At 69.4% G+C, this 22,674-nt stretch carries 23 protein-coding genes; 7 read left to right on the top strand and 16 right to left on the bottom strand.

Going from position 1 to position 22,674, the window contains the following annotated elements; all coding sequences use genetic code 11:
- Positions 1–22: 22 nt before the first annotated feature.
- On the top strand, positions 23–1,096 hold the full coding sequence (trpS, locus tag ACFXIV_RS28190; RefSeq protein ID WP_379399213.1) for a tryptophan--tRNA ligase: 1,074 nt from the start codon (positions 23–25) through the stop codon (positions 1,094–1,096).
- Here the strand turns inward: trpS and ACFXIV_RS28195 are convergent.
- The 4 genes from ACFXIV_RS28195 to ACFXIV_RS28210 all read right to left on the bottom strand — a co-directional run bounded on the left by ACFXIV_RS28195 (position 1,093) and on the right by ACFXIV_RS28210 (position 5,679).
- Positions 1,093–2,304 carry a serine hydrolase domain-containing protein gene (locus ACFXIV_RS28195; RefSeq protein WP_379399214.1) on the bottom strand — a complete coding sequence of 404 codons (1,212 nt, stop codon included), beginning with the start codon at positions 2,302–2,304 and terminating at the stop codon, positions 1,093–1,095. The genes trpS and ACFXIV_RS28195 overlap by 4 nt on opposite strands.
- 78 nt (positions 2,305–2,382) lie before the next feature.
- The gene (locus ACFXIV_RS28200) at positions 2,383–4,764 is read right to left on the bottom strand and encodes an ATP-binding cassette domain-containing protein (RefSeq protein ID WP_379399215.1); all 2,382 of its coding nucleotides are present in this window, start codon (positions 4,762–4,764) and stop codon (positions 2,383–2,385) included.
- Positions 4,765–4,810: 46 nt separating this feature from the next.
- Entirely contained in the window at positions 4,811–5,224 is a 414-nt protein-coding gene (locus ACFXIV_RS28205; RefSeq protein ID WP_379389021.1) for a VOC family protein, read from the bottom strand.
- A 5-nt stretch (positions 5,225–5,229) separates the two neighbouring features.
- Positions 5,230–5,679 (bottom strand): helix-turn-helix transcriptional regulator, encoded by a 450-nt coding sequence (locus ACFXIV_RS28210; RefSeq protein ID WP_357000421.1) that lies wholly within the window; start codon positions 5,677–5,679, stop codon positions 5,230–5,232.
- Between the two features lie 199 nt (positions 5,680–5,878).
- Here ACFXIV_RS28210 and ACFXIV_RS28215 point away from each other — a divergent pair, with 199 nt between their 5' ends.
- Complete coding sequence (locus ACFXIV_RS28215) at positions 5,879–6,898, top strand: alpha/beta hydrolase family protein (protein WP_354844785.1); 1,020 nt, start codon at positions 5,879–5,881, stop codon at positions 6,896–6,898.
- A gap of 63 nt (positions 6,899–6,961) precedes the next feature.
- Here ACFXIV_RS28215 and ACFXIV_RS28220 read toward each other — a convergent pair whose 3' ends face one another.
- The 7 genes from ACFXIV_RS28220 to ACFXIV_RS28250 all read right to left on the bottom strand — a co-directional run bounded on the left by ACFXIV_RS28220 (position 6,962) and on the right by ACFXIV_RS28250 (position 13,690).
- Positions 6,962–7,861, bottom strand: a complete 900-nt coding sequence (locus ACFXIV_RS28220) for a GNAT family N-acetyltransferase (protein ID WP_379399216.1) — start codon at positions 7,859–7,861, stop codon at positions 6,962–6,964.
- Positions 7,862–7,920: 59 nt separating this feature from the next.
- The gene (locus ACFXIV_RS28225) at positions 7,921–9,030 is read right to left on the bottom strand and encodes a PrsW family intramembrane metalloprotease (protein WP_379399217.1); all 1,110 of its coding nucleotides are present in this window, start codon (positions 9,028–9,030) and stop codon (positions 7,921–7,923) included.
- Positions 9,031–9,100: 70 nt separating this feature from the next.
- Positions 9,101–9,670, bottom strand: a complete 570-nt coding sequence (locus ACFXIV_RS28230) for a hypothetical protein (RefSeq protein ID WP_379399218.1) — start codon at positions 9,668–9,670, stop codon at positions 9,101–9,103.
- A gap of 175 nt (positions 9,671–9,845) precedes the next feature.
- A complete protein-coding gene (locus tag ACFXIV_RS28235) occupies positions 9,846–10,922 on the bottom strand; it encodes a polyprenyl synthetase family protein (protein WP_379399219.1) in 1,077 nt (358 codons plus the stop codon).
- Positions 10,919–11,662: a flavodoxin-dependent (E)-4-hydroxy-3-methylbut-2-enyl-diphosphate synthase gene (locus ACFXIV_RS28240; protein ID WP_379399220.1), complete on the bottom strand. Its 744-nt coding sequence runs from the start codon at positions 11,660–11,662 to the stop codon at positions 10,919–10,921. Before ACFXIV_RS28240 ends, ACFXIV_RS28235 begins: the two co-directional genes overlap by 4 nt.
- A complete protein-coding gene (gene ispH / locus ACFXIV_RS28245) occupies positions 11,659–12,651 on the bottom strand; it encodes a 4-hydroxy-3-methylbut-2-enyl diphosphate reductase (protein ID WP_379399221.1) in 993 nt (330 codons plus the stop codon). The genes ACFXIV_RS28240 and ispH overlap by 4 nt, the downstream gene beginning before the upstream one ends.
- A 13-nt stretch (positions 12,652–12,664) precedes the next feature.
- Positions 12,665–13,690, bottom strand: a complete 1,026-nt coding sequence (locus ACFXIV_RS28250; protein ID WP_379399222.1) for a polyprenyl synthetase family protein — start codon at positions 13,688–13,690, stop codon at positions 12,665–12,667.
- On the opposite strand from ACFXIV_RS28250, the gene ACFXIV_RS28255 reads away from it, so the two are divergent.
- The gene (locus ACFXIV_RS28255; RefSeq protein WP_379399223.1) at positions 13,689–13,820 is read left to right on the top strand and encodes a hypothetical protein; all 132 of its coding nucleotides are present in this window, start codon (positions 13,689–13,691) and stop codon (positions 13,818–13,820) included. The genes ACFXIV_RS28250 and ACFXIV_RS28255 overlap by 2 nt on opposite strands.
- A 367-nt stretch (positions 13,821–14,187) precedes the next feature.
- Here the strand turns inward: ACFXIV_RS28255 and ACFXIV_RS28260 are convergent, their stop codons facing one another.
- Positions 14,188–15,270, bottom strand: coding sequence for a polyprenyl synthetase family protein (locus ACFXIV_RS28260; RefSeq protein ID WP_379399224.1), 1,083 nt, complete (start codon positions 15,268–15,270; stop codon positions 14,188–14,190).
- 496 nt (positions 15,271–15,766) lie between these two features.
- Positions 15,767–16,615: a lysophospholipid acyltransferase family protein gene (locus ACFXIV_RS28265; RefSeq protein WP_364624214.1), complete on the bottom strand. Its 849-nt coding sequence runs from the start codon at positions 16,613–16,615 to the stop codon at positions 15,767–15,769.
- Between the two features lie 396 nt (positions 16,616–17,011).
- Between ACFXIV_RS28265 and ACFXIV_RS28270 the strand changes: the two genes are divergently transcribed.
- Positions 17,012–17,179 carry a hypothetical protein gene (locus tag ACFXIV_RS28270; protein WP_379399225.1) on the top strand — a complete coding sequence of 56 codons (168 nt, stop codon included), beginning with the start codon at positions 17,012–17,014 and terminating at the stop codon, positions 17,177–17,179.
- A 136-nt stretch (positions 17,180–17,315) separates the two neighbouring features.
- Here ACFXIV_RS28270 and ACFXIV_RS28275 read toward each other — a convergent pair whose 3' ends face one another.
- Together ACFXIV_RS28275 and ACFXIV_RS28280 are read right to left on the bottom strand one after the other, a co-directional pair.
- Complete coding sequence (locus tag ACFXIV_RS28275) at positions 17,316–18,083, bottom strand: ABC transporter permease (protein ID WP_379399226.1); 768 nt, start codon at positions 18,081–18,083, stop codon at positions 17,316–17,318.
- Positions 18,083–19,033 carry an ATP-binding cassette domain-containing protein gene (locus ACFXIV_RS28280; protein ID WP_379399227.1) on the bottom strand — a complete coding sequence of 317 codons (951 nt, stop codon included), beginning with the start codon at positions 19,031–19,033 and terminating at the stop codon, positions 18,083–18,085. Before ACFXIV_RS28280 ends, ACFXIV_RS28275 begins: the two co-directional genes overlap by 1 nt.
- Before the next feature lie 104 nt (positions 19,034–19,137).
- On the opposite strand from ACFXIV_RS28280, the gene ACFXIV_RS28285 reads away from it, so the two are divergent.
- Together ACFXIV_RS28285 and ACFXIV_RS28290 are read left to right on the top strand one after the other, a co-directional pair.
- Complete coding sequence (locus ACFXIV_RS28285) at positions 19,138–19,869, top strand: TetR/AcrR family transcriptional regulator (RefSeq protein ID WP_379399228.1); 732 nt, start codon at positions 19,138–19,140, stop codon at positions 19,867–19,869.
- Positions 19,870–20,084: 215 nt separating this feature from the next.
- On the top strand, positions 20,085–20,366 hold the full coding sequence (locus tag ACFXIV_RS28290) for a hypothetical protein (protein WP_379399229.1): 282 nt from the start codon (positions 20,085–20,087) through the stop codon (positions 20,364–20,366).
- Here ACFXIV_RS28290 and ACFXIV_RS28295 read toward each other — a convergent pair.
- Positions 20,332–21,654, bottom strand: coding sequence for an MFS transporter (locus tag ACFXIV_RS28295; protein ID WP_379399230.1), 1,323 nt, complete (start codon positions 21,652–21,654; stop codon positions 20,332–20,334). The genes ACFXIV_RS28290 and ACFXIV_RS28295 overlap by 35 nt on opposite strands.
- A gap of 113 nt (positions 21,655–21,767) precedes the next feature.
- Here ACFXIV_RS28295 and ACFXIV_RS28300 point away from each other — a divergent pair, with 113 nt between their 5' ends.
- The gene (locus ACFXIV_RS28300) at positions 21,768–22,673 is read left to right on the top strand and encodes a LysR family transcriptional regulator (RefSeq protein ID WP_379399231.1); all 906 of its coding nucleotides are present in this window, start codon (positions 21,768–21,770) and stop codon (positions 22,671–22,673) included.
- The last annotated feature ends 1 nt before the right edge of the window (position 22,674 follow it).

Raw genomic sequence — 22,674 nt, forward strand, 5'->3', positions numbered from 1 at the left:
CACCCAGCTCGTGCAGCCCTCCATGAACTTTCAGGAGTTGTACGTGACTACCCCTTCGGATTCCTTCGCCGCGTCCCGCGAGCGCAGCGACGAGCTGGCCGCCGAGGTGGCCGCGCATCCCGGCCGCTTCCGCGTCCTCACCGGTGAACGGCCCACGGGCAGACTGCATCTGGGCCACTACTTCGGCACCGTCCGGGAGCGGGTGCGGTTGCAGGAACTGGGCGTGGACCTGTGGGTGATCGTGGCCGACTACCAGGTCATCACCGACCGCGACAGCCTCGGCCAGGTCCGCGAGAACGTCTACAGCGCGGTGCTGGACTATGCCGCCGCCGGGATCGACATGAGCCGGGCGACCGTGTTCACCCATTCCTCGGTGCCGGCCCTCAATCAGCTCATGCTGCCGTTCCTGAGTCTGGTCACCGAGTCGGAGCTGCACCGCAATCCGACGGTGAAGGCGGAGCTGGCCGCCTCGGAGCGGGCGCTGAGCGGGCTGCTGCTCACCTATCCGGTGCATCAGGCCGCCGACATCCTGTTCTGCAAGGGCAATCTGGTGCCGGTGGGCAAGGACCAGCTGCCGCACCTGGAGGTCACCCGGGTCGTCGCGCGGCGCTTCAACGAGCGCTACGGCCGGGTGTTCCCGGAGCCGCAGGCGCTGCTCACCTCGACCCCGGAGATCCCGGGCCTGGACGGCCGCAAGATGTCCAAGAGCTACGGCAATGCCATCTCGCTGTCCATGACCGCGGATGAGACCGCGGCGCTCATCCGCCGCACCGCAACCGATTCCGACCGGCGCATCACCTTCGATCCCGATGCCCGGCCCGGCGTCTCGGCGCTGCTCACCACAGCCGCACTGTGCCTGGGCACCGACGAGCAGACGCTGGCGGACAAGCTCGGCGACGGCGGCGGCGCGGCGCTGAAGAAGCTGGCCACCGACGCGGTGAACGACTTCTTCGCAGGGCATCGGGCCCGGCGCGCGGAGCTGGCCGCCGACCCGGATTTCGCGAGCCGCATTGTACGCGAGGGCAATCGGCGCGCCAACGAGATCGCCGAACGCACCCTGGACGAGGTGCGCTCGGCGATGGGGACGGTGTACTAGTCCGTCAGGGCTCCGTAGACCGCGGTCAGGAAGTCGTCGCCGAGCGGGCTGCGCCACTCGGCGGCGATGATGATGTTGGCGGACTGCACGAAAAGCAGTGTCACCAGATCCTTTTCGGGGTCGGCGTACCAGGCGGTGCCCAGACCGCCCGGCCAGGACAGGGTGCCGACGCTCGGGATGCCGCTGCCGGGTTCGGTCTGCATCTTCACGCCGTAGCCGAACCCCTGATCGGCCCAGATGGCCTGGCCCAGCGGCGGATTGAAGGGGGCGGCCGAGTGCTGTTCGGGAGTGAGGTGGTCCCGGCTCAGCGCGGCAACCGTTTCCGCCGACAGGATCCGGACCCCGTCCAGCTCACCGCCATTGAGCAGCATACGGGCGAAGCGCGCGTAATCGTCCACGGTGGACACCAGGCCCGCGCCGCCGGAGGGGAACAGCGGCTCCTCGCCCCACGCGGTGGTGGCGGGCCGGTCGAGTTCGGTACGGTCGGGGCCGTACAGCACGCTCAGGCGGTCGCGCTCCGATTCGGGCACCGTGAATCCGGTGTCCGCCATGCCCAGCGGCGTCAGGACCCGTTCGCGCAGCACGGTTTCCAGCGGCTGCCCGGTCACCCGGCTGATCAGGATGCCGAGGATGTCGGAGGCGGTGTGATAGCGCCACACCGTGCCGGGCTGCGCAATGAGCGGCAGCTCGCCGACCCGGCGCAACCACTCGTCCGGCGCCAGCCGTTCGGCGTTCGCGACGCCGATGGCGCTCGCGATGGGATCGGCGGTGAGCGCGAACAACTGCGGTGCGAGGCTGGAGCGGCCCCAGCCCAGGCCCAGCCGGTAGGTGAGCAGATCCTCCACCGTGATCGGGCGCTCGGCGGGCACCACGTCATCGGGCGAGCCGTCCGGGTCGCGCATGACGGTGCGGCCGGCCAGTTCCGGCAGCCAGGCGTCCACCGGATCCGACAGCGCGATGCGGCCCTCGTCCACCAGGGTCAGCGCCGCCACCGCGGTGATCGGCTTGGTCATGGAGGCGATGCGGAAGAGGGTGTTCCGCCGCATCGGCTGCCCGGCCGCCCGATCCCGCCAGCCCACCGTGTCCACCTGCACCAGTTCGCCGTGCCGGTAGATCGCGGCCACCGCGCCGGCCACCTCGTCCCGCTCGACGTACCCGTCGAGTACCTCGCTCACCTTCTTCAGCCCCTCGGCCGAAAACCCGTTCACCGCAATCGCTCCCTTCCGTCGACAGCCGAGATCAACCGCCGACGGCCGCCGATATTCCCGGCGGGGTTCGGGTAGTTCTCAGGCACCCACGTACGCGGCGAGGTGCTGACCGGTCAGCGTCGAGCGCGCGGCCACCAGATCGGCGGGGGTGCCCTCGAACACGATCCGGCCGCCGTCGTGACCCGCACCCGGTCCCAGATCGACGATCCAGTCGGCGTGCGCCATGACGGCCTGGTGATGCTCGATGACGATGACCGATTTGCCGGAATCCACCAGTCGGTCCAGCAATCCGAGGAGATGCTCCACATCGGCCAGGTGCAGACCGGTGGTGGGCTCGTCGAGCACGTACACGCCGCCCTTGTCCCCCATGTGGGTGGCCAGCTTCAGCCGCTGCCGCTCGCCGCCGGACAGCGTGGTCAGCGGCTGCCCCAGGCTCAGGTAGCCGAGGCCGACATCGTCGAGGTGCTGCAGGATCTTGTGCGCGGCAGGGATTTTCGCCTCCCCGTCCGCGAAGAACCCGAGGGCCTCGCTGATCGGCATGGCCAGCACCTCGCTGATATCGCGCCCGCCGAGCTGGTATTCGAGCACCGCCGCCTGAAAACGCTTGCCCTCGCACTCCTCACACACGGTGGCCACGCCGGCCATCATGGCCAGGTCCGTGTAGATCACGCCCGCGCCGTTGCAGGTCGGGCACGCACCCTCCGAATTCGCGCTGAACAGCGCGGGTTTCACGCCATTGGCCTTGGCGAACGCCTTGCGGATGGGCTCGAGCAGGCCGGTGTAGGTGGCCGGATTGCTGCGCCGCGAACCCTTGATCGCGCCCTGGTCGATGGACACCACGCCCTCACCGGCCGGAATCGACCCGTGCACCAGCGAGCTCTTGCCCGAGCCCGCGACACCGGTGATGACCACCAGCACGCCCAGCGGGATGTCGACATCCACCTTCTGCAGGTTGTTGGCCGTCGCGCCGCGGATCTCCAACGCCGCCTTGGACTTCCGGACCACATCCTTGAGCGCGGCCCGGTCGTCGAAATGGCGTCCGGTGATGGTGCCGCTGCTGCGCAGCCCGTCGACGGTGCCCTCGAAGCAGATCTCGCCACCGCCGGAACCCGCGCCGGGGCCGATGTCCACGATGTGGTCGGCGATGGTGATGGTCTCGGGCTTGTGCTCGACCACCAGCACGGTATTGCCCTTGTCCCGCAACCGCAGCAGCAGATCGTTCATGCGCTGGATGTCGTGCGGGTGCAGGCCGACGGTCGGCTCGTCGAAGACATAGGTGACATCGGTGAGCGCCGAACCCAGATGCCGAATCATCTTGACGCGCTGCGCCTCACCGCCCGACAGCGTGCCCGAGGCACGGTCCAGGCTCAGATAGCCCAGCCCGATCTCGACGAACGAGTCCAGCACCTGCTGCAGCGATTCCAGCAGCGGCGCGACCGACGGCTCGTTCAGCTCGCGCACCCAGTCGGCCAGATCGCTGATCTGCATGGCGCAGGCGTCGGCGATGCTGATCTCGCGGATCTTCGAGGACCGGGCCGGCTCGCTGAGCCGGGTGCCGTCGCAGTCGGGGCAGATCTGGAAGGTGACCGCACGCTCGACGAACGCGCGCACGTGCGGCTGCAGCGAGTCGATGTCCTTGGACAGCATGGACTTTCGGATCTTGGGGATCAGGCCCTCGTAGGTCAGGTTGATGCCCTCGACCTTGATCTTGGTCGGTTCCCGGTAGAGCAGGTCGGCGAGCTCGCGCTTGTTGTACTTCTTGATCGGCTTGTCCGGGTCGAAGTAGCCGCTGCCGATGAAGATCCGCCCGTACCAGCCGTCCATGCTGTAGCCGGGAATGGTGAACGGGCCTTCGTTGAGCGACTTGCTGTCGTCGTAGAGCTGGGTCAGATCGATGTCGTTGACCGCGCCGCGCCCCTCACAGCGCGGGCACATGCCGCCGGTCACCGAGAAGCTGCGCCGCTCCTTGACCTGCTTGCCGCCCTTCTCCACCGTCACCGCGCCCGCACCGCTGATGGAGGCGACATTGAACGAGAAGGCCTGTGGCGAGCCGATATGCGGCTGCCCGAGGCGGCTGAACAGAATGCGCAGCACGGCATTGGCGTCGGTGGCGGTGCCGACGGTGGAGCGCGGATCCCCGCCCATGCGTTGCTGATCCACGCTGATGGCGGTGGTCAGGCCCTCGAGCACGTCCACCTCGGGACGGGCCAGCGTCGGCATGAACCCCTGCACGAAGGCGCTGTAGGTCTCGTTGATCAGCCGCTGGGATTCGGCGGCGATGGTGTCGAAGACCAGCGAGCTCTTGCCCGAACCGGATACGCCCGTGAACACCGTGAGCCGGCGCTTGGGCAGATCGACGGAGACGTCCTTGAGGTTGTTCACCCGCGCGCCGACCACCCGGATCAGGTCGTGGGCGTCGGCGGCGGGCAGGGCGGGCTGCGGGGACTTGCTCGGGGCCATGCGTGTCTCCATCTGTGCGGGCGTACCGGTGGGGCGGAAGAACGGGTCAGGAAGCCTGCTGGATACGAACCAGATTGCCCGCGGGGTCGCGCACGGCGAAGTCACGCACGCCGTAGGGCTGATCGGTCGGCTCCTGGACGATCTCGACCGCGTCGCTGGCCTGCAGCTTCTCGAAGGCGGCATCGACGTCCGCGGAGGCCAGCAGGATGCCGCCGTAGGTGCCCTTGGCCATCATCTCCACGATGAGCTTGCGCTCGTCCTCGGTGATGCCCGGATCCACGGCCGGCGGGTGCAGCACGATGGATGTCCCGGGCTGATCGGCCGGGCCGACCGTGAGCCAGCGCAGCCCGTTGTAGCCGACGTCCTTGCGGAGTTCGAAGCCGAGCGCGTCGCGGTAGAAGGCCAGTGCGGCATCGGCGTCATTGTGCGGGAGGAAGCTCGCTGAAATGGTGATATCCATGGCGATCAGGCTAGTTGCGGAGCGCTTGCCTGGGCTTCTCGATTCCTGATCGGTCGGGTCACCTGCTTCTCGACACAGGAGGGCATGCCCTCGGGGGCATCGGCCATCTGCTGTTTGTACACGCTGGGCGGCACCCCGACCAGCTCGGTGAAGCGGGTGCTGAAGGTGCCCAGCGAGGAGCAGCCGACCGCGAAGCAGATCTCGGTGACGCTCAGGTCCCCGCGCCGCAGCAACGCCATGGCCCGTTCGATGCGCCGCGTCATCAGGTAGGCGTACACCGATTCGCCGTAGGCGGCCCGGAACTGCCGGCTCAGATGCCCGGCGGAGATGTGCGCGTCGCGGGCGAGGGCCTCGACATCCAGCGGCTGCGCGTACTCGCGGTCGATGCGGTCCCGCACGCGCCGCAGCCGCGCCAGATCGCGCAAACGCTGTTCCTCGTCGGGTTTACCGGTCACCTCTCGATGGTCGCACGCTGGGCGAATACTGTCGCGACGGCGTACCCGGCGATTTGGGGCTACCCTGCAAACGTTTTGTCAGGTAACAGTTTTGCCTTGACACAAGACATAGCGTGTCGGGGGAACCGGATCGGCCGGGGCCCCGGCACGGATCGACGATGAGGCCGAGCGTGGCCCGAGGACTGGAATCAGCTGTTCGATGAAGCTCTCTGCACTACGTAATAGGACCGCCCTGCGGACCGCCGCCGTCGCGCTCACCGCCGCGTTGTCCGTGGCCCTGGCCACCGGCACCGGCTCGGCCGACCCGGACAAGCCTTCGGCCATCAGCTCCATCCAGAAGGATGGACGGACCTGGCATCTGAAGGTCTACTCCGCGGCCATGGGCCAGGACATCCCCGTGGACGTGCAGCGTCCGGCCGACGAGTCGCAGGCCGCGCCGAACCTGTACATGCTCAACGGCCTCGACGGCGGCCTGGGCACCGCCAGCTGGAACGCCCAGACCAATGCCCTCGGCTTCCTGGCCGACAAGCAGGTCAATGTGATCCAGCCGATCGGCGGCCGCGGCAGCTACTACACCGACTGGATCAAGGACGACCCGCAGCTCGGGCGCAACAAGTGGACGACGTTCTTCACCCAGGAACTGCCGCCGCTGCTCGATGCCGCGCTCGGGTCCACCGGCCTCAATGCCCTGGCCGGCCTGTCCACCTCCGGCACCTCGGTGCTGCAGCTGGCCGAGGCCCAGCCGGGTCTGTGGAAGTCGGTGGCCGCCTACAGCGGGTGCGCGCAGATCGCCGACCCGATGGGCAAGCAGTTCCTCAAGTTCGCCGTGGAGACCTGGGCGGGCGGCAAGACCGAGAACATGTACGGTCCCGACAACAGCCCGCTGTGGACCGCCAACGACCCGGTCATCAATGCCGAGAAGCTGCGCGGCACCCAGCTCTACATCTCGAGCGGCAGCGGCATTCCGCTGATGAAGGACGTCGAGTACTACACCAAGTCCGCTCCCGGCCCGCAGGGTGACATCAACCTGGCGCTGGGCATGATCATCGAGGGCGGCGTCAACGCCTGCACCCACAACCTCAAGGACAAGCTGGACTCGATCAACATCCCGGCGACCTACCAGTTCGACCCGGTGGGCACCCACTACTGGCCGTACTGGGAGACCGCCCTGCACGACTCGTGGCCGCTGCTGGCCTCGGGTATGGGCATTCCCGCCTGAGTCACGGTTCGCGAGCGCCGCATGCCGTCGATCGGCATGCGGCGCCGCTGTTTTCCGGGGTTGCTACCGCTTGTCCGGGTTCGCCATCGGGGTGGCGGGGTCGGGGACGCTCATCGGTGAGCGCGCGATGCGGCCGCCCAGCCGTTCGTTGACCGTGAAGCCGTGGCGGCGGCACCAGGCGGCGAGGATGGGGACCGCGGAATCGTCGTCGCGGAAGGTCGGCACCAGCTGGCCGACGATGTAGAGGTGGTGGGCGTCGGCGGCGCGGCACAGGTGCTGCAGGACCGCGGTGCCCAGGCCGGTGCCGCGCAGTTCCGGATTCACCGTGATGTTGTCGAGCTTGATGGTGTCGGCGTAGATGTCGAACACCACCTCGACCAGCGGGTCGGCGCGGCGCAGGGATTCGATGTCGAAGGGCACCGGTCTCAGCACGCCGGGCAGGTGGTCGGACAGCCGTTGCCGCGCGGCCTCGTCGGGAGCGGTGCGCGCCAGGGCCAGCACCTCCTCGGTGAGGTCGGCGACCACCGCGCGGTCGCCGACCCCGGCCATGGGCCGGGCCTCCTCGGTGGCGTGGGCCAGGGCGGGCAGGCGGCGGGCCCAGTGCGGGGTGTCGTCGCCGTAGCGCAGGGTCAGGTCGGCGAGGGTGTCCTCGAGGCAGAAGGGCGCGCCGAGGCTGCGCACGAAGGCGCCCGACAGCACGCCCCAGCGGTGGTCGTCGGCGCCGACGCCGTGCACGGCCAGCTCGCGGACCAGGGCGTCGCGGCGGGCGGTGGCGCGGGAGACCGGGGAGCCGGGCAGCTGCTGCAGCCAGCGTTGCCAGCCGGTCAGATTGGCGCGAATGCGGGTGGTGGCGATATCAGCGCTCGCGTCGAGATAGTTGCACAGCGCTTGCTGTCTGCGCTCCAACAGCTCCCTCGCCCGCTCGCGCCCGGGCTCGACGGGCGGCGTCCGACCCTCACTCATACTGACTCACGCTAGCGTCCAGTTGACTATGCACTGGTCACCGGCACGCAGAAACTGCGCTACCAGCCGGACTGCGCCCCCGCGCCACCGGGGATGCCGCCCGGCCCGGGCCCGTATCCCCGGAACAGCGGAGTTTGCTGTGGCGCAACCGAATCCAGATCCGTGACCCGGTCCAGCAGCCCGCGCTCGTAGACCAGGGCCTGCTTGCGCGACCATCCGGTCGAATGACGCAGCGCGGCACGGGCTTTGCGGCGGCGGTGATAGGTGAGCAGGGGCGCCAGCCCGGCCTCGGTGCCGACGGTGCGGGTGGCCGGGCCGGCGATGAGAGCCCGGAACCAGCGCCGCTCGGTGGTCAGCACCCAGGCGTAGGCGACGGCGAAGATGACCAGGTCGATGAGGATGGGCAGGTAGGTCGACAGCAGCGCCGGACCGGGCGGGCGCGGGGCGTCGAAGAGGATGTGCATGGTGACGGCCAGCCCGTAGAACAGCGCGAAAACGCCCAGCCGCCAGACCCATGACCGGTCGGTGCGGCTGATCAGCAGCACGATGCCGACACCGGCCAGCGCCGACATGGCCCAGTGCGAGGTCAGTGCGGTGAAAAGTCGCAGCACCGCCACCAGGATCACGTCCACCACCGGATCCTGCGGGGAGGACAGTGCGGTCTGGGTGCTGTAGAGGCAGTCCTCGGCGATCTGCGCGCCCAGCCCGACCGCCGCGCCGAGCAGCAGGCCGTGCATGGGCCGGGTCAGCCGGCCCCGGAACAGCAGCGCGACCACGGCGATGCCGATGGCCTTGATGTACTCCTCGTCGATGGGCGCGGTGATGGCGGCACTCCAATTGACGGCGAAGCGGTCGCCGAACAGGTTGGTGATGGCGCGACTCACGTGGTCGTTGGCCCACATGGCCAGCCCGGTCCACACCGTGGCGCCCCAGATCGCGCCCATCACCATGGGGGCGACCAGGTGGCGGCGGGCCCGGAAGGGGTCCAGCGCGAACAGGATTCGCCCGATGACCACCAGGGTGAGGGCGGTGATCGGCAGGGCGGCGAGGGCAGCCGCGCCCGCGAACCACACCTGCCCGGCGGCCTGCAGCACGAACAGCAGCGGCCCGGCCATCACCGCCAGGCAGTACACCCAGAACAGCAGCGAGCGCGGCTGGAACCAGCTCATGCTGCATCCCTTCCGGCCTGAGCGGAGCCCTCCATGGTTACGCTGCGCTTCCGCCTCCGGGCTTGACCGCTCATGCCTCGATCGCCTTGCTCGAATTCAGCACGTCCGCGATCAGCCGGAGTCCGGCTTCGCGGGTGGTTCCGGTGGCCGTGACGGTCACGCCCACGTCCCCGCTGCTGGCCACCGCGCACACTCCACCGGTGGTGTCGGGCAGCACGCACGTGAGCCCGTGGAAGTCGCCGGCGTCCACCGCTCCCCCGTCGAAGCGCACGGTGACCCCGGACGCGCGCAGCGGCAGCAGCATGCGCGGGGCGGCGGTGGCGAAGTCGGTGATGCCGTCGACCACCGACACCGACACCCGCTGGTCGCCGCTGTCGGAGTTCAGGACGGCGATGGATTCGTCGCCGGTGGCCCGCCGCCGCATCTGCTCGGGCGTCAGGAAGACCATGGCGTTGGCGGGATTCGCGGCGCCGTGCACGGCGCCGATCCCGGTCGCGATGATCTTGATACTGGTCCCCGCCGCCACCTCGGTCTCGCGGACCGGTACCGCCGACGACAGCAGGGGCGGCACCACGAGGGCGACCGCCAGCGCCCCCACCGCCCCGATCGCGGGGACTACCGAATGCACAAGGCGCACCATGCTTTCCACCCTCTCGGCTCCCTGAGGCAACGCCGGGGAGGGCGGATGCGTTCCGGACGCCCGGGTCGGGGTCCGGGCAGTCGCCCGCCCGGCGCTTGCCGCGAGTTAACCACACCGGCGGGCGCGATCGGGGTCGCAGCGCCGGGCGGGAACCGGGGTGTGATCGGGAGCGCGGCTAGGAGGTGCGCGCGATGACGGCGTCGGCGATGCTGCGCAGCCCGGACACCGCGGCGGGCGGGAACGGGGCGTGGGCGAGGGTCCGCTGCACGAGCAGCCAGCGCTCACGGATCATCCGTTCCACCGTGGGACGCGCTGTGGCGCTGAGGATCTCGCGACAGAGTTCGGCCCCGCGCAGGTCCAGTCCGGCATTGCCGACCAGGGCGTCGAGCTGGGCGCGCTGCTCGGGGCACGCGTGTCGCAGGGCGAGTGCGAGCAGGGCGGTGTGCTTGCCTTCGCGGAGGTCGTCGATGTTGGATTTGCCGGTCTGCGCCGGGTCGCCGTAGACCCCGAGCAGGTCGTCCTGGAGCTGGAACGCCTCGCCTAGCGGCCGCCCGTAGGACGAGAGCGCCCGCGCCACGTCGGGTCCGGCCCCGGCCAGCGCCGCGCCCAGTTGCAGTGGCCGTTCCACGGTGTAGGCCGCCGTCTTGTACCGGATGATCTCGAGCGCCCGGTCCAGGTCACGGGTGGGGCGGCCGGTGGTGAGCAGGTCGAGATACTGGCCGTAGTTCACCTCGGTGCGCATGGCGTCGAGAATCGGTGCCGCAGCGGCGGTCTGGGCCGCCGAGAGGCCCGCGGTGTGCAGCAGTTCCTGCGACCACACCAGCCCGAAGTCGCCGATGAGCAGGGCGGCGTGAGTGCCGAAGCGGGCGGCGGCCGGGCGGTCGCCGCGGGCGCCCTCGGCCACGGCCCGGTGCACGGTGGGCCGGTCGCGGCGGGTGGCGCTGTCGTCGATGATGTCGTCGTGGATGAGTACGGCGGCGTGGAACAGCTCGACCGCGGCGGCCACCCGGACCACGGAGTCGGGCAGCTCACCGCCGCCGCCGGCGTACCAGCCGAGCACGCAGAACAGCGGCCGGATCCGTTTGCCGCCCGCGAACAGGAATGCGCGCACCGCGTCGACCACGTCGGGGGGCAGTCCGGCGGTGGCCGCGGATTCGGCCTTGTCGCCGAGGAATTCGTAGAGCGCGGCCTCCACCCGCACCTGGATGGCGGTGCGGTCCAGCGGGGACAGGGCGATCGCGGGGGTGCTCACAGGGTGTCCTCCGATCCGGCGTTCTCGGTGAGGGCGACTGCTTCGGCGAGCAGCGCCTCGACGATCTGGTGTTCGGCCACGGTCCGCACCACGCGGCCGCGAACGAAGATCTGCCCCTTGCCATTTCCCGACGAGACCCCCAGATCGGCCTCGCGTGACTCGCCGGGCCCGTTCATCACGCAGCCCATGACGGCGACGCGCAGCGGATACGGGAACCCGTCGAAGGCGGCCTCCACGCGCTGGGCGAGGCGGTGGATGTCGACCTGGACCCGTCCGCAGCCCGGACAGGACACGATCTCGAGCTGCCGGGGGCGCATTCCCAGCGATTGCAGAATGTGGTTGCCCGCCTTGACCTGTTCGACCAGCGCGGCGGCGGTGGCGGACCCGTGCTTGCTGAGCATGCGCGGGTCCAGCGATCCCGCGTTCACCCCGACCCGGATCGGAATACCGGCCGCCGCAGCGGCTTTCGCGATCTCGCCGACCCGGTCGTCGAACTGCTTGGTATTGCCGGGGTTGACCCGGACGGCCGCGCAGCCGGCGTCGATGGCCGCGAACACGTACCTCGGCTGGAAGTGGATGTCGGCGATGATCGGCAGCGGCGACCTGCGGACCAGGGTGGGCAGGGCGACCGCATCATCAGGGGTGGGCACCGCGACTCGCACGATGTCGCAGCCCGCGGCGGTCACCTCCGCGATCTGTCGCAGAGTGGCGTCGACATCCCCGGTGGGGGTGGTGGTCATGGCCGCCTCCGCATCGCGGCGGGGGCGGCGAAGACGACGTGCTCGCGAGCGATCTCGTATTCGCGCACGCTGACCGGGCCCCACCAGCGCAGCGCATCGATCACCGCGTCCACCAGGGCGGGCGGCGCGGAGGCTCCGGCCGAGAGCCCGATCACCCGGGTGGGCTCGATCCACGCGCCGTCGATGTCGCCGCCGTCGTCGATGAGATGCGCCGCGATCCCCTGTCGCCGTGCGACTTCCACCATGCGTTGTGAGTTGGACGAGTTGGCGGAGCCGACCACCAGGAACAGGTCGCTGCGCGCGGCGACCGCCTCGACGGCGGCCTGCCGGTTGGTGCTGGCGTAGCAGATGTCCGCGCTCGCGGGGCCGTGTAATCGTGGGAAGCGTTGCCGCAGTGCCGCAATGGTGTCGCGGGTCTCCTCCACCGAGAGCGTGGTCTGGGTCAGGAAGGACACCCGGTCGGGATCGGGCACGACCAGCGCGGCCACCGCGGCCGGGCCGTCCACGATGACCGTGGACTCCGGGGCCTCCCCCGCGGTGCCCTCGACCTCCTCGTGCCCGGCGTGACCGATGAGCACCACGGTGTCGCCGCGTGCCGCGAAACGCTGTGCCTCCGAATGCACCTTGCTCACCAGGGGGCAGGTGGCGTCGACGACGGTCAGCAGGCGTTCGCGGGCATGCTCGCGCACGGCGGGCGAGACGCCGTGCGCGGAGAACACCACGGTGGACCCCACCGGCACCTCGTCGAGCTCCTCGACGAAGATCGCGCCGCGCGCGGCCAGATCCCGGACCACGTGGGTGTTGTGCACGATCTGCTTGCGCACGTAGACGGGCGCGGTGCGGCCCGGCGCGGCGAGCAGCCGCTCGACCGTCACGATGGCGCGCTCCACCCCCGCGCAGAACGAGCGCGGGGCGGCCAGCAGCACGGTGCGCCGGCGCTGCTTCGGCAGCCGCTCCAGTACCGAACTGGCACAGGTGTTCTCGTTCACGACCTCTCCTTCGTCACTTGTTCCGATGGTCGACGAGCTGGGCGAGGGTGCGGAGATCGCCGCACCCGGGCCGGGCCGGCAGTGCGGCCACCGCCGCGCGCATGCGCTGCTGCGCCAGTCGTTCGGCGCCGTGCCGACCGCCCGCCTGCTCGACGAGCGCTGCGGCGCTGCCGATCTCGTCGGCCGAGGGCGGGGTGGTCGTATCGAAGAACCGGTTCAGCGCCCGCCCGGCGTCGGTGCCGGACTCCAGCGCCAGCACGATCGGCAGTGATCGTTTGCGCCGAGCCAGATCCCCGGCGGGCTTGCCGCTGCGCGCGGGATCGCCCCAGATGCCGAGGATGTCGTCGCTCGCCTGGAACGCCACCCCGAGGTTCCGCCCGAAATACTCGAAAACGGTGACGGTTTCGGCATTCGCGCCCGCGCTCAGCGCGCCGAGCGCGCACGCGCAGCCGAGCAGCGCGCCGGTCTTGCCCATGGCCATCCGCTCCCACCCGGCGGCGGTGGCCTGGGCGGCCCCGGCATGGCAGTCCTCGTGCTGGCCGCGGCACATCTCGGTGACCGTGGTCTCGAGCCGATCGATGGCGGCGACGGCAGCGGCCGGGGGCAGCGCCGCCGCAAGGACATTCACCGCCAGCGCGTGCAAGGCGTCGCCGAGCAGCACGGCGTCCGGGACGCCCCAGACCTTCCAGACGGTGGGACGGCCGTGGCGCACCGCGTCGAGATCCATGACGTCGTCGTGGAGCAGGGTGAAATTGTGGATCAGCTCGACCGCGGCGGCCGCGCCGGCGGCCTCGGCGGGGGCGCCGTCGCAGGCGAGGGCGGCGGAGGTGACCAGTGCGGGCCGGAGCATCTTGCCGGACGCGCCGTGGGCGGCAGCGCCGTGCTCGTCGCACCAGCCGAAGTGGTATCCGGCCATACGCTGGATGGGTTCCGGCAGGGACAGCACCGCCTCGCGCAGCACCGGTTCGAGCACGGTGCGGGCGCGAGCCAGAATCTCGGCGGGGCGGTGCACGGGGGGAACGAAAGCGGTCACGGTCATGGAGACGCTTCTTTCGGTGCGCGAAGGGAATTCGGCTCACACGGTCGGCGTGGGCGTGACAACTCACCGAGGACGCCTGCCGATCCTGAAGTTCGGCCGCGCGCTCGAGAACAACCACCAGATTGTGTAGCTCGTCGTCGAATTCGACCTCCTTGCATACGAGACCGCGTCCGCGCCGAATCGGTGCCGGGATGGTATTGGGCGCACAGCAGCCGGTGGCTGTGTCCGTTCAGCTCCTCTCCGCCCCAGATCTGTTGTCCCTGTTGCTGTTCCATCAATCACATGTCCTGCGCCCACCGGCGTCGTCCGGATGGGGATTCAGGCGTGCGGAAATGACAGTAGAAATTGGGTAGCTGAAACGGCTGTACATTCGGCCCAAGGTACTGAAATGGGAATCCGTGCGCGACAGACGATTACGAAGCTGCGATATTCTGCGACCGATCGGGCTCCCGAAATTCGGGGCGCTGCAGGTACGCTGACGTCATCGAATTCTACTCTCAGCCGTCGGTATTGGTGAGGTGTTCGGCGAGTGCGCGCAATACCTGCCGGGCCGGCGCGGGTACGTGCATAGCGTCGACGGCGTGTAGCGCGTGCTCGCGACGCAGGGCGACCATCTGCTCGATCTCCTCGCGTGCGCCCACCTCGGTCATGATGTCCCGGCACAGCGTGGCCCCGCGCACGTCCAGGCCCGGATTGCCCAGTAGCGCACGCAATTCCACGGCGGTGACGCCCACCGCCCGGCCCAGCGCGGAGGCGACCAGCGCGGTGTGCCGGCCGTCACGCAGATCCTCGAGCCGGGAATCGGTACCGGCCCGGTCGCCGAAGACCCGGTGCAGGTCCTCGGTCAGATGCACGGCCTCCCCCAGCGCGCGAGCGTAGTCCGACAGTGCCGTCTGGGTATTCTCGTCGGCCCCGGCAAGGCGGGCGCCCAGCTGCAGCGGCCGTTCGCAGGTGTAGCCAACTGTCTTGTAGCGCACGATCTCCAGGGCGCGTTCCAGATCGGCGACCGGATCCCCGGCTGCGCGCACATCCAGGTACTGCCCGTAGACGACCTCCATGCGCATGGCCGACATGATCGCGCTGGCGGCCGCGCGCTGACGGGCGCTCAGATGCGCGGAGAACAGCAGCTCGTCCGACCAGGCCAGGGCCAGATCGCCGAGCAGGACCGCGGCCTGCCGGCCGAAGCGCTCCCGATCCGGTTTGTGCGCGAAGCGGGCCGCCATGGCGCAGGACATGGTGGGGAAGCCGCGCCGGGTGAGCCGGCGTTCGATGACATCGCGGTGGATGAGCACCGCGGCGTGCTGCAGCTCCAGCGCCGCGGCCACCCGCACGACGGCCATGGGCAGCCGATCGCTGCCACCGGCGGCGAACCAGCCGAGCACACACAGCAGCGGGCGAATCCGTTTGCCGCCACGACAGACGAACGAGTGCAGGGCATCCACCAGGTCGGTCGGTAGCCGCTCGCGGTCCGCTACCCGCGCCTTCTCGGACAGGAAGCCCTCGAGGACGGCGTCCACCCGGTCGCGCACCCCGGTCATGTCGTGGGGAACGGTCCATTCGGCGCACACGGGCTCGGCCATGTCGACACACCTCTCTGGCATCGGATCTCGATCGCGGGACGCGGGGCCGGGCGGTCTCAGTGGGAGCAGCCCCCTGCTTCGCCGCGAACGGCCTTCGGCCACCGGCCGCCTCGTGCCCCCGGAAATTCCCCGATACCTGTTACCCCGACCATGTTCCGACTACTCCCTGCGCGCAATCGAATCCACGCGATGTCGCTGTGAGCTCTGTGATCAATCCATGTGGTCGAAAATGATGTACGCCAATGCGTTTCAGCGCTGCGCCAGAAGTGCGCAGACCCAATCCCGTTAGTCTTCAGCCAATGAGCGAAACGTGACCTGAACCGAGAAAAGTGTAATACGCACGATCGCCGACGGTAAAGCGTTACCGCTCAGCATCGTCGCCGACACACCCGGACGCGGGACGCGAATGCCGGGTGCGACGTGGAGATTCGCACCCGGCATCCGCCTCTGGCTCATACGACGAAATCCGCTGTCCCCCTATAGCAGAGCGGTCCGGCTACAACAGATCGGCCAGGCCCTTCAGCGGTCCGGGCAGTCCGGCCACATGCTTCTTGATCCCGGCGGCCACCGGGTTCGGCGTCTCGGCACGCAGCCGGTCCAGCTCGGTCTGCATGGTCCGGACGGACCGGGTGTAGTACTCGTCGACCAGGTCGGCATCCTCGGGATCGCCCGGCTCAACCGACCAGTCCAATGCGGGCAGGAAGCTGACGGTCACCGAGGCGGGCAGCGGCAACTGCGGCAAAATCGGCGCGACACCGAACGGCAGGCCGAGGGTGTACGGAAACACCTTGGCGCGCACCAGCTTGTCGAGCTGCAGCAGCCGTGCGGTGCGCTCGCCGCGGCTGAGCACGAAGATGGAGTCGTGGCCGCCGTTGGCGACCGCGGGGATCACCGGGACACCCATTTCGAGGGCGAGCCGCACGAAGCCCTTGCGCTCGGCGAAGTCGATCTTGCCGCGATCGGTCCACGGGCGGCACGCCTCCCAGTCGCCGCCGGGGTACACCATCACCGCGCCACCGTCCTTGAGCCCCTTGGCCGCCGACTCGCGCGAGGCCGCGATGACGCCGAACTGGCGCAGGCTGTCGCCGAGAATCGGTGCGCGCAAAAGGATGTCGTGCGCGACGCCGTAGCTGGGCTCGTCCGGGCGGCGTTCCAGCATGGCCATGAAGGTGATCCATACCTCGGGGGCCCAGTAGATGGACGAGTGGTTGCCGATGACCAGGGCCGGGCCGGACGCGGGCAGATTCTCCAGCCCGGTGACCGTCGGGGTGAAGTAGTCGGTGTAGGCCCGCGCCAGGGGCAGCAGCGGGTGGTTCGGGTCGGGAATTACCTTGGTTTCGGTCATGAGCCATTCCTGTCGGTTGCCATGCCGGGGACGGGCGGCACGCAACGACGCCCCACGTCGTCGCACAACGTCGAGCCGAATTGAATTGCCCCCGGGTCACATCCCCATTGATAGCTCCGACGGCCGCGCATGCGCGGTCCGGTTCAGCGTACGGACGTCGCTGCGTTGCGACAGATGCCCGTCACCGTCCTCCTGCCCCACCGACGTTATCAAACCCAAGCGTTTGCTTGGTAGAGAGTGTGCGAATCCCAACATTCATCCGATTCAGGACGAAATCCTTACGCGGCGGTGCTTGCCCGGCGGCGCGATCGGATCGACCATGGCGGGAGTGCCCCGGACGCGACGTTCACAGCGAGGGCGATTCGGGTCACGGCGATTCGGAAGGATGTGCCGATCATGGTGACGATAGCTGGCCCGGCCGGCCACCTGGGGGCGATCCTGCTGGCCACGGGCTCGGTACCGGACCAGGTTCCGGACTACAGCCGCACCGAGATCTGGATCGGCTCGGCCATCATGCTGCTCACTTTGGTGGCAGTGCTGGTCGCGGTGCTGCGCCGGCGCTAGGCGGAGCGCGATCCCTGGTGCCCGGCAGACGCGCAGGGCACCGAGATCCTCGGTGCCCTGCTTTTTCGTTCCGTCAGGCCGGAAGCGGACATACGGAACTTTCATGCCAAGATGCGCATATCGGCGTATACATATCTCAGCGCGTCTTCCGGCGACGGAACAACGCGCCCGCGCCCAGATAGCCGATCAGGGCGATGCTCGCGCACCAGGCCAGTGCGGTCGGCGCGGAGTCCCCCACCGGGGTATCCATGAGCAGCCCGCGCACCGTCTCGGCGATCGAGGTGACCGGCTGGTGCTGGGCGAAGCCGCGCAGCCAGCTCGGCAGCGTGTGGGTCGGCACGAACGCGCTGCTGACGTACGGCAGGAACATGAAGATGAACATGAAGCCGTTGGCCGCTTCGGGATTGGAGGCCAGCAGGCCCAGGGCGGCGGCCGCCCAGGACAGCGCCAGCACGAAGCCCGCCAGCATGCCGGCCACCGCGAGCCAGCGCAGCGGATCCGCGGTCGGGCGGAAGCCGAGCGCCACCGCCACCAGCACCACCACCCCGGTGGTGAGCAGATTGCGCAGCACGCTCTCCAGCACGTGTCCGGTCAGGACCGCGCTGCGGGAGACCGCCATGGCTCGGAACCGGTCCACGATGCCGCTGTGCAGGTCGGTGGCCACCGCCACGGCTGTGGCGCCCGAGCCGAAACCCGCGCACAGCAGCAGGATTCCGGGCACCACATAGTCGATGTAGGAGCCGCCGACATTCATCGCGCCGCCGAAGACGTAGACGAACATCAGCAGGATGGTCACCGGCACCGCGATGGTCATGATCATGGTGTCCGGACTGCGCAGGGTGTGGCGCAGATTGCGGCCGACCATGGTGGCGGAGTCCTGGACCGAGTGCACGAGAGTGTCCATCACGCAGCACCTTTCACGGTGGCGCTGGTCAGCGCGAAGAAGACATCGTCGAGATCCGGTGTGTGGATGGCCAATTCGCCGACGGCCACGGCATGGTCGTCGAGATGGTCGAGCAGCTTGCGGATATCGCCGACGCTGCCGTCCGAGGGCACCCGCAGCGCCAGCTGCTCGGTATCCGGTTCGGCCCCGGGCAGGGCCCGCGCCGCCGCCGCCAGGCCGTGCTCGTCGGCGAAGCCGAGTCGCAGGTGGCCGCCCGGCGCCAGCCGTTTCAGCTCCGCGGCGGTACCCTCGGCGACAATACGTCCGGCGTCGAGAACCGCTATGCGGTCTGCCAATTGGTCGGCCTCCCCCAGGTACTGGGTGGTCAGGAAGATGGTCACGCCGTCGGCGACCAGACCCCGGATCACCTGCCACAGCTCGCGGCGGCTGCGCGGATCCAGGCCGGTGGTGGGCTCGTCGAGGAAGACGATGCGCGGCCGCCCCATCAGGCTCATGGCGATGTCGAGGCGGCGGCGCATACCGCCGGAATAGGACCCCGCGCGCTTGCCCGCGGCATCGGTGAGATCGAACTGCTCCAGCAATCGTGCTGTGCGCCTGCGGGTTTCGCTGGATCCCAGATGTAGCAACCGCCCCATGAGGCGCAGATTCTCGGCGCCGGTGAGGATCTCGTCCACCGCTGCGAACTGCCCGGTGACGCCGATGGCCGCGCGCACCGCGTCCGGCTCGCGCACCGGATCGTTGCCGCCCACCCGCACCTGTCCCCCATCGGGCCGGTTCAGCGTGGTGAGGATGCGCACCACGGTGGTCTTGCCCGCGCCGTTCGGGCCGAGCAGGGCGAACACCGTGCCGACGGGCACGGTCACGTCGATGCCGCGCAGCACGGGCTGATCACCGAAGGATTTGGTGAGCCCGGTGACCGCGATGGCGGGTTCGGGTCTGGATGTGGTCATGGAGGGGCTCCGATCAAAAACTGTATATGCCGTACACTTTGTTTATAGGCTACACAGTTTCCCGGATGGCGCAAGATGGAGGCGGAACGACGACAGGAGGTCAGATGAAGGGGCCCGACGAACGAGTCCTGCCCAAGGCGGTGAAGCTGCTGTGGGATCTGGACGACGCGGGCAGCCGTGGACCCAAGCGCGGGCTGAGCCTCGATCAGATCCTGGACACCGCAGTTCGGGTCGCCGACGCCGAGGGCTATGCCGCGCTGTCCATGGCCCGGGTCGCCAAGGAGCTCGGGTTCACCACGATGTCGCTCTATCGGTACGTCGACAGCAAGGACACCCTCGTCGAGCTTTTGCACGACCGCATCTTCGACGTGACGCCGGACCTGCCGGCCGACGGCTGGCGCGCCGGGCTGGAAGCCTGGGCCTGGGCCGAATTCCACGCAATCCGCGCCCACGACTGGTGGCTGGACATCCCCATGACCTCGCCCCCGCTGGGCCCCAACAATATGGCCTGGCTCGAGGCGGGCATGCGCGTGCTATCCGGTCTCGATCTCGCCGAACCGCTCAAACTGCAACTGCTGGTGAACCTTTCGATCTATGTCATCGGCCGCACCCGCTTCCTGCGCGACACCATCGAACAGGACAAGCAGGACCAGGACTTCACCGCCATCCTGACCGCGGTGCTCGACCCCGGGCGTTTCCCGATCGTCAGTGCCGCCCTCGTCAACCGCGCCTTCGACACCGACGACATGCACTGGGAGGAAGCCGATTTCAGCTTCGCCCTGGATCGGCTGCTGGACGGTTACCAGGTCTTCATCGACAGCCACACCGGAACCTGATTCCGGTCACCGCCGGATTGCGCTGGGCGGGAACAGCACAGACCCGTGTCGACCGTGCGTAAACATCGTGCAAATGGACCCCGCTACCGCTTGACCGGCCCCGAGCCGAACCCGACCATGGCCTCATAAGGCCTGCACGGCGGGTGCGGGCGGCTCGCGTTACGACGCGATGAGAGATAGACGCATCGTCGTCCTGCTGCGAGGAGGTGAGGGACATGGCCGTTGTCGCGTGGACACGTTCCACCACTGCCCTCCCCACGCTGGCGGCCGGGGCCATGGTTCTCGTCCTGGTCGGGCTGACCACTGCTTTCGTCTACCTCGCGGTGCCCGCCGTGGCCGGTCCGGCCGAGCGCGCGCCCGCGCCGGTCGAGGTCCACACCGATCCCCCGGCGGTACTGCCGGTGTGCACCGAGGTCACCGAGGACAGCCCGAATCCGGCGTGCGCGGACGCCGATACCGACATCAGTGCCGATCCCGCGCCGCCCGACCAGCCGTGACCAGCGAGGCCAGCAGCAGCGCCGCGAGGACGAAAAGCGCTGCCACACAGGCCATCAGGCCGGCCCAGCCGCCGGCCGCGTAAGCGATCCCGGCCGCGCTGCCTACCACCGCGCTGCCCAGGTAGTACGCGAACATGTAGAGAGACGATGCCGAGCCGCGATTTTCGGCCAGCGTGCCCACCCACGCGCTGGCCGTGGTGTGCGCGGCGAAGAACCCGGTGGTGAACAGCAGGATGCCGATCAGCACCGTGGTCAGGTGATCGGGAATGGTGATCAGCGCACCGAGGGCCATCAATGCCACCGCGGCGGTGAGGACCCGCGCATGCCCGCGACGATCGGCGAGCCTGCCGGTGTACGCCGAGGCGACCGTCCCGGCGAGGTACAGCACGAACACCGATCCGGCCAGGGCCGCGGGCAATTCGAAGGGACGATGGGTAAGGCGGTAGCCCAGGAAGTTGTAGACCGACACGAAACTGCCCATCAGCAGGAAGGCCAGACCGAAGAGCGCGATCAGGCCGCGATGCCGCAGCTGTGCCGTGAGATCGCCGACCATGGTGCCGAAACCGGCCGGGCGCGCGGCGAATCCGCGCGAGGGCGGCAGGGTACACGCGAACCAGACCGTGCACGCCGCGGCGGCCAGCGAGACCGCCAGCTCCGCCCAGCGCCACGAGGTCAGCCCGAGGGCGAGCGAGGGAATCAACCGGCCCGCCAGCCCGCCGATGGTGGTCCCGGCGATATAGACGCCCATGGCCGCGCCGAGTCCGGCCGCCCCGATCTCCTCGGCCAGATACGCCATGGCCACCGCGGGCACGCCCGCCAGCGAAACGCCCTGCACGGCCCGCACCGCCAGCAGGGTGTCGAGGGTCGGGCACAGCGGCAGCAGCAGACCCAGCGCCGAGGCCACCACCGCGGAACCGATCATCACCTTGGTGCGGCCGATCCGCGCCGACAGCGCACCCGCCGGAATGATGGCCAGCGCAAGAAAACCCGTGGTCAGTGACACGGCGAGGGCCGCGTGCGCGGGCGGGACCGAGAAGGCGGCCGACAGGCTCGGCAGCAGCGACTGGGTGGAGTACATGGCCGCGAAGGTGGTCAGCCCGGCTGCGAAAAGGGCTGCGGTGACCCGCTTCTCGTGTGCGTGCCTCGGCCGGCCGGGCCCGGCGGTACTGGTCGGCCCCGGCGTCGCCACGCTGGTCAGCTCCTGCGCTGCCGTACCGATCGATTGCGGTGTCGCCGTACCGGTCGGCCCTGACGCGGCGGTGCTGGTGGTCCCTTGCACGGTGGTCATCGGATCCTCTCGGTACAGGGGTGCGGGATCCAGGGTGCGACGCTGGCACTTAGAACGGAAATGCATGATTATTGGAGTGCTCATACTCTGCCGACATATAGCGAGGAGGCGGCGTGCTCGGCTCGGATCTGGAGTGGTTCACGACACTCGCCGAAACGGAGAATGTCAGCGCGGCCGCCGACCGGCTGCACCTGGCGCAGCCCACGCTGTCGCGCATGCTCGCCCGGCTCGAGCAGCGGCTCGGCACGCCGCTGTTCGACCGGCACGGCAAGCGCATCCGGCTCAACGAGTACGGCCGCCTCTACTACGAGCACGCCCGCCGCGCCCGGGCCGAACTGCACGCCGGGGAGCAGGCCGTCGCCGACCGCATCAATCCGGCCAAGGGAGTGGTCCGGCTGTCGTTCCTGCATTCCTTCGGCGGCCGGCTGGCCCCGCAGCTGATCGGCGAATTCCGGCGTGGCGCGGGGCGGGTCGGCTTCACGCTGTATCAGGGCGCGGCCGAGGTCATCACCCGGCAGGTGCTCGACGGCGAGGCCGATCTGGCGCTGGTGTCGCCGCGCCCCGGCGAGCCCGGCATCGGGTGGCGCACCCTGCTGAATCAGCCGCTGGTCCTGGCGGTTCCGGCCGACCACCGGCTGGCCGCCCCGTCCGGCAAGAGCGGGCAGCGGCCGATCCGGCTGGCCGAGCTGGCCGACGCCGAATTCATCACCATGCATCCGGGATTCGGCATGCGGCGGATCTTCGACGAACTGTGCGCGGCGGCCGGGATCCGGCCGCGCATCGTCTTCGAGTCCAGTGATCTGGTGACGGTCTCCGGGCTGGTGGCGGCCGGGCTCGGCGTCGCGCTGGTGCCTGCCGAGGAACCGATGCCGCCGGGGCTGGCCGTCGTTCCGCTCGCCGACGCGGGCGCGTCCCGCGATGTCGGATTGATCTGGTCGGCGACCGCCACGCCGTCGGAGGCGGTGCGGCGGTTCCGCGATTTCGCCGCCGACTGGGCGGCCCGCCGCCACCCCCGGTGAA

Origin of the sequence: Nocardia sp. NPDC059236, assembly GCF_042754085.1 — a bacterium.
Taxonomy (GTDB): Bacteria; Actinomycetota; Actinomycetes; order Mycobacteriales; family Mycobacteriaceae; genus Nocardia.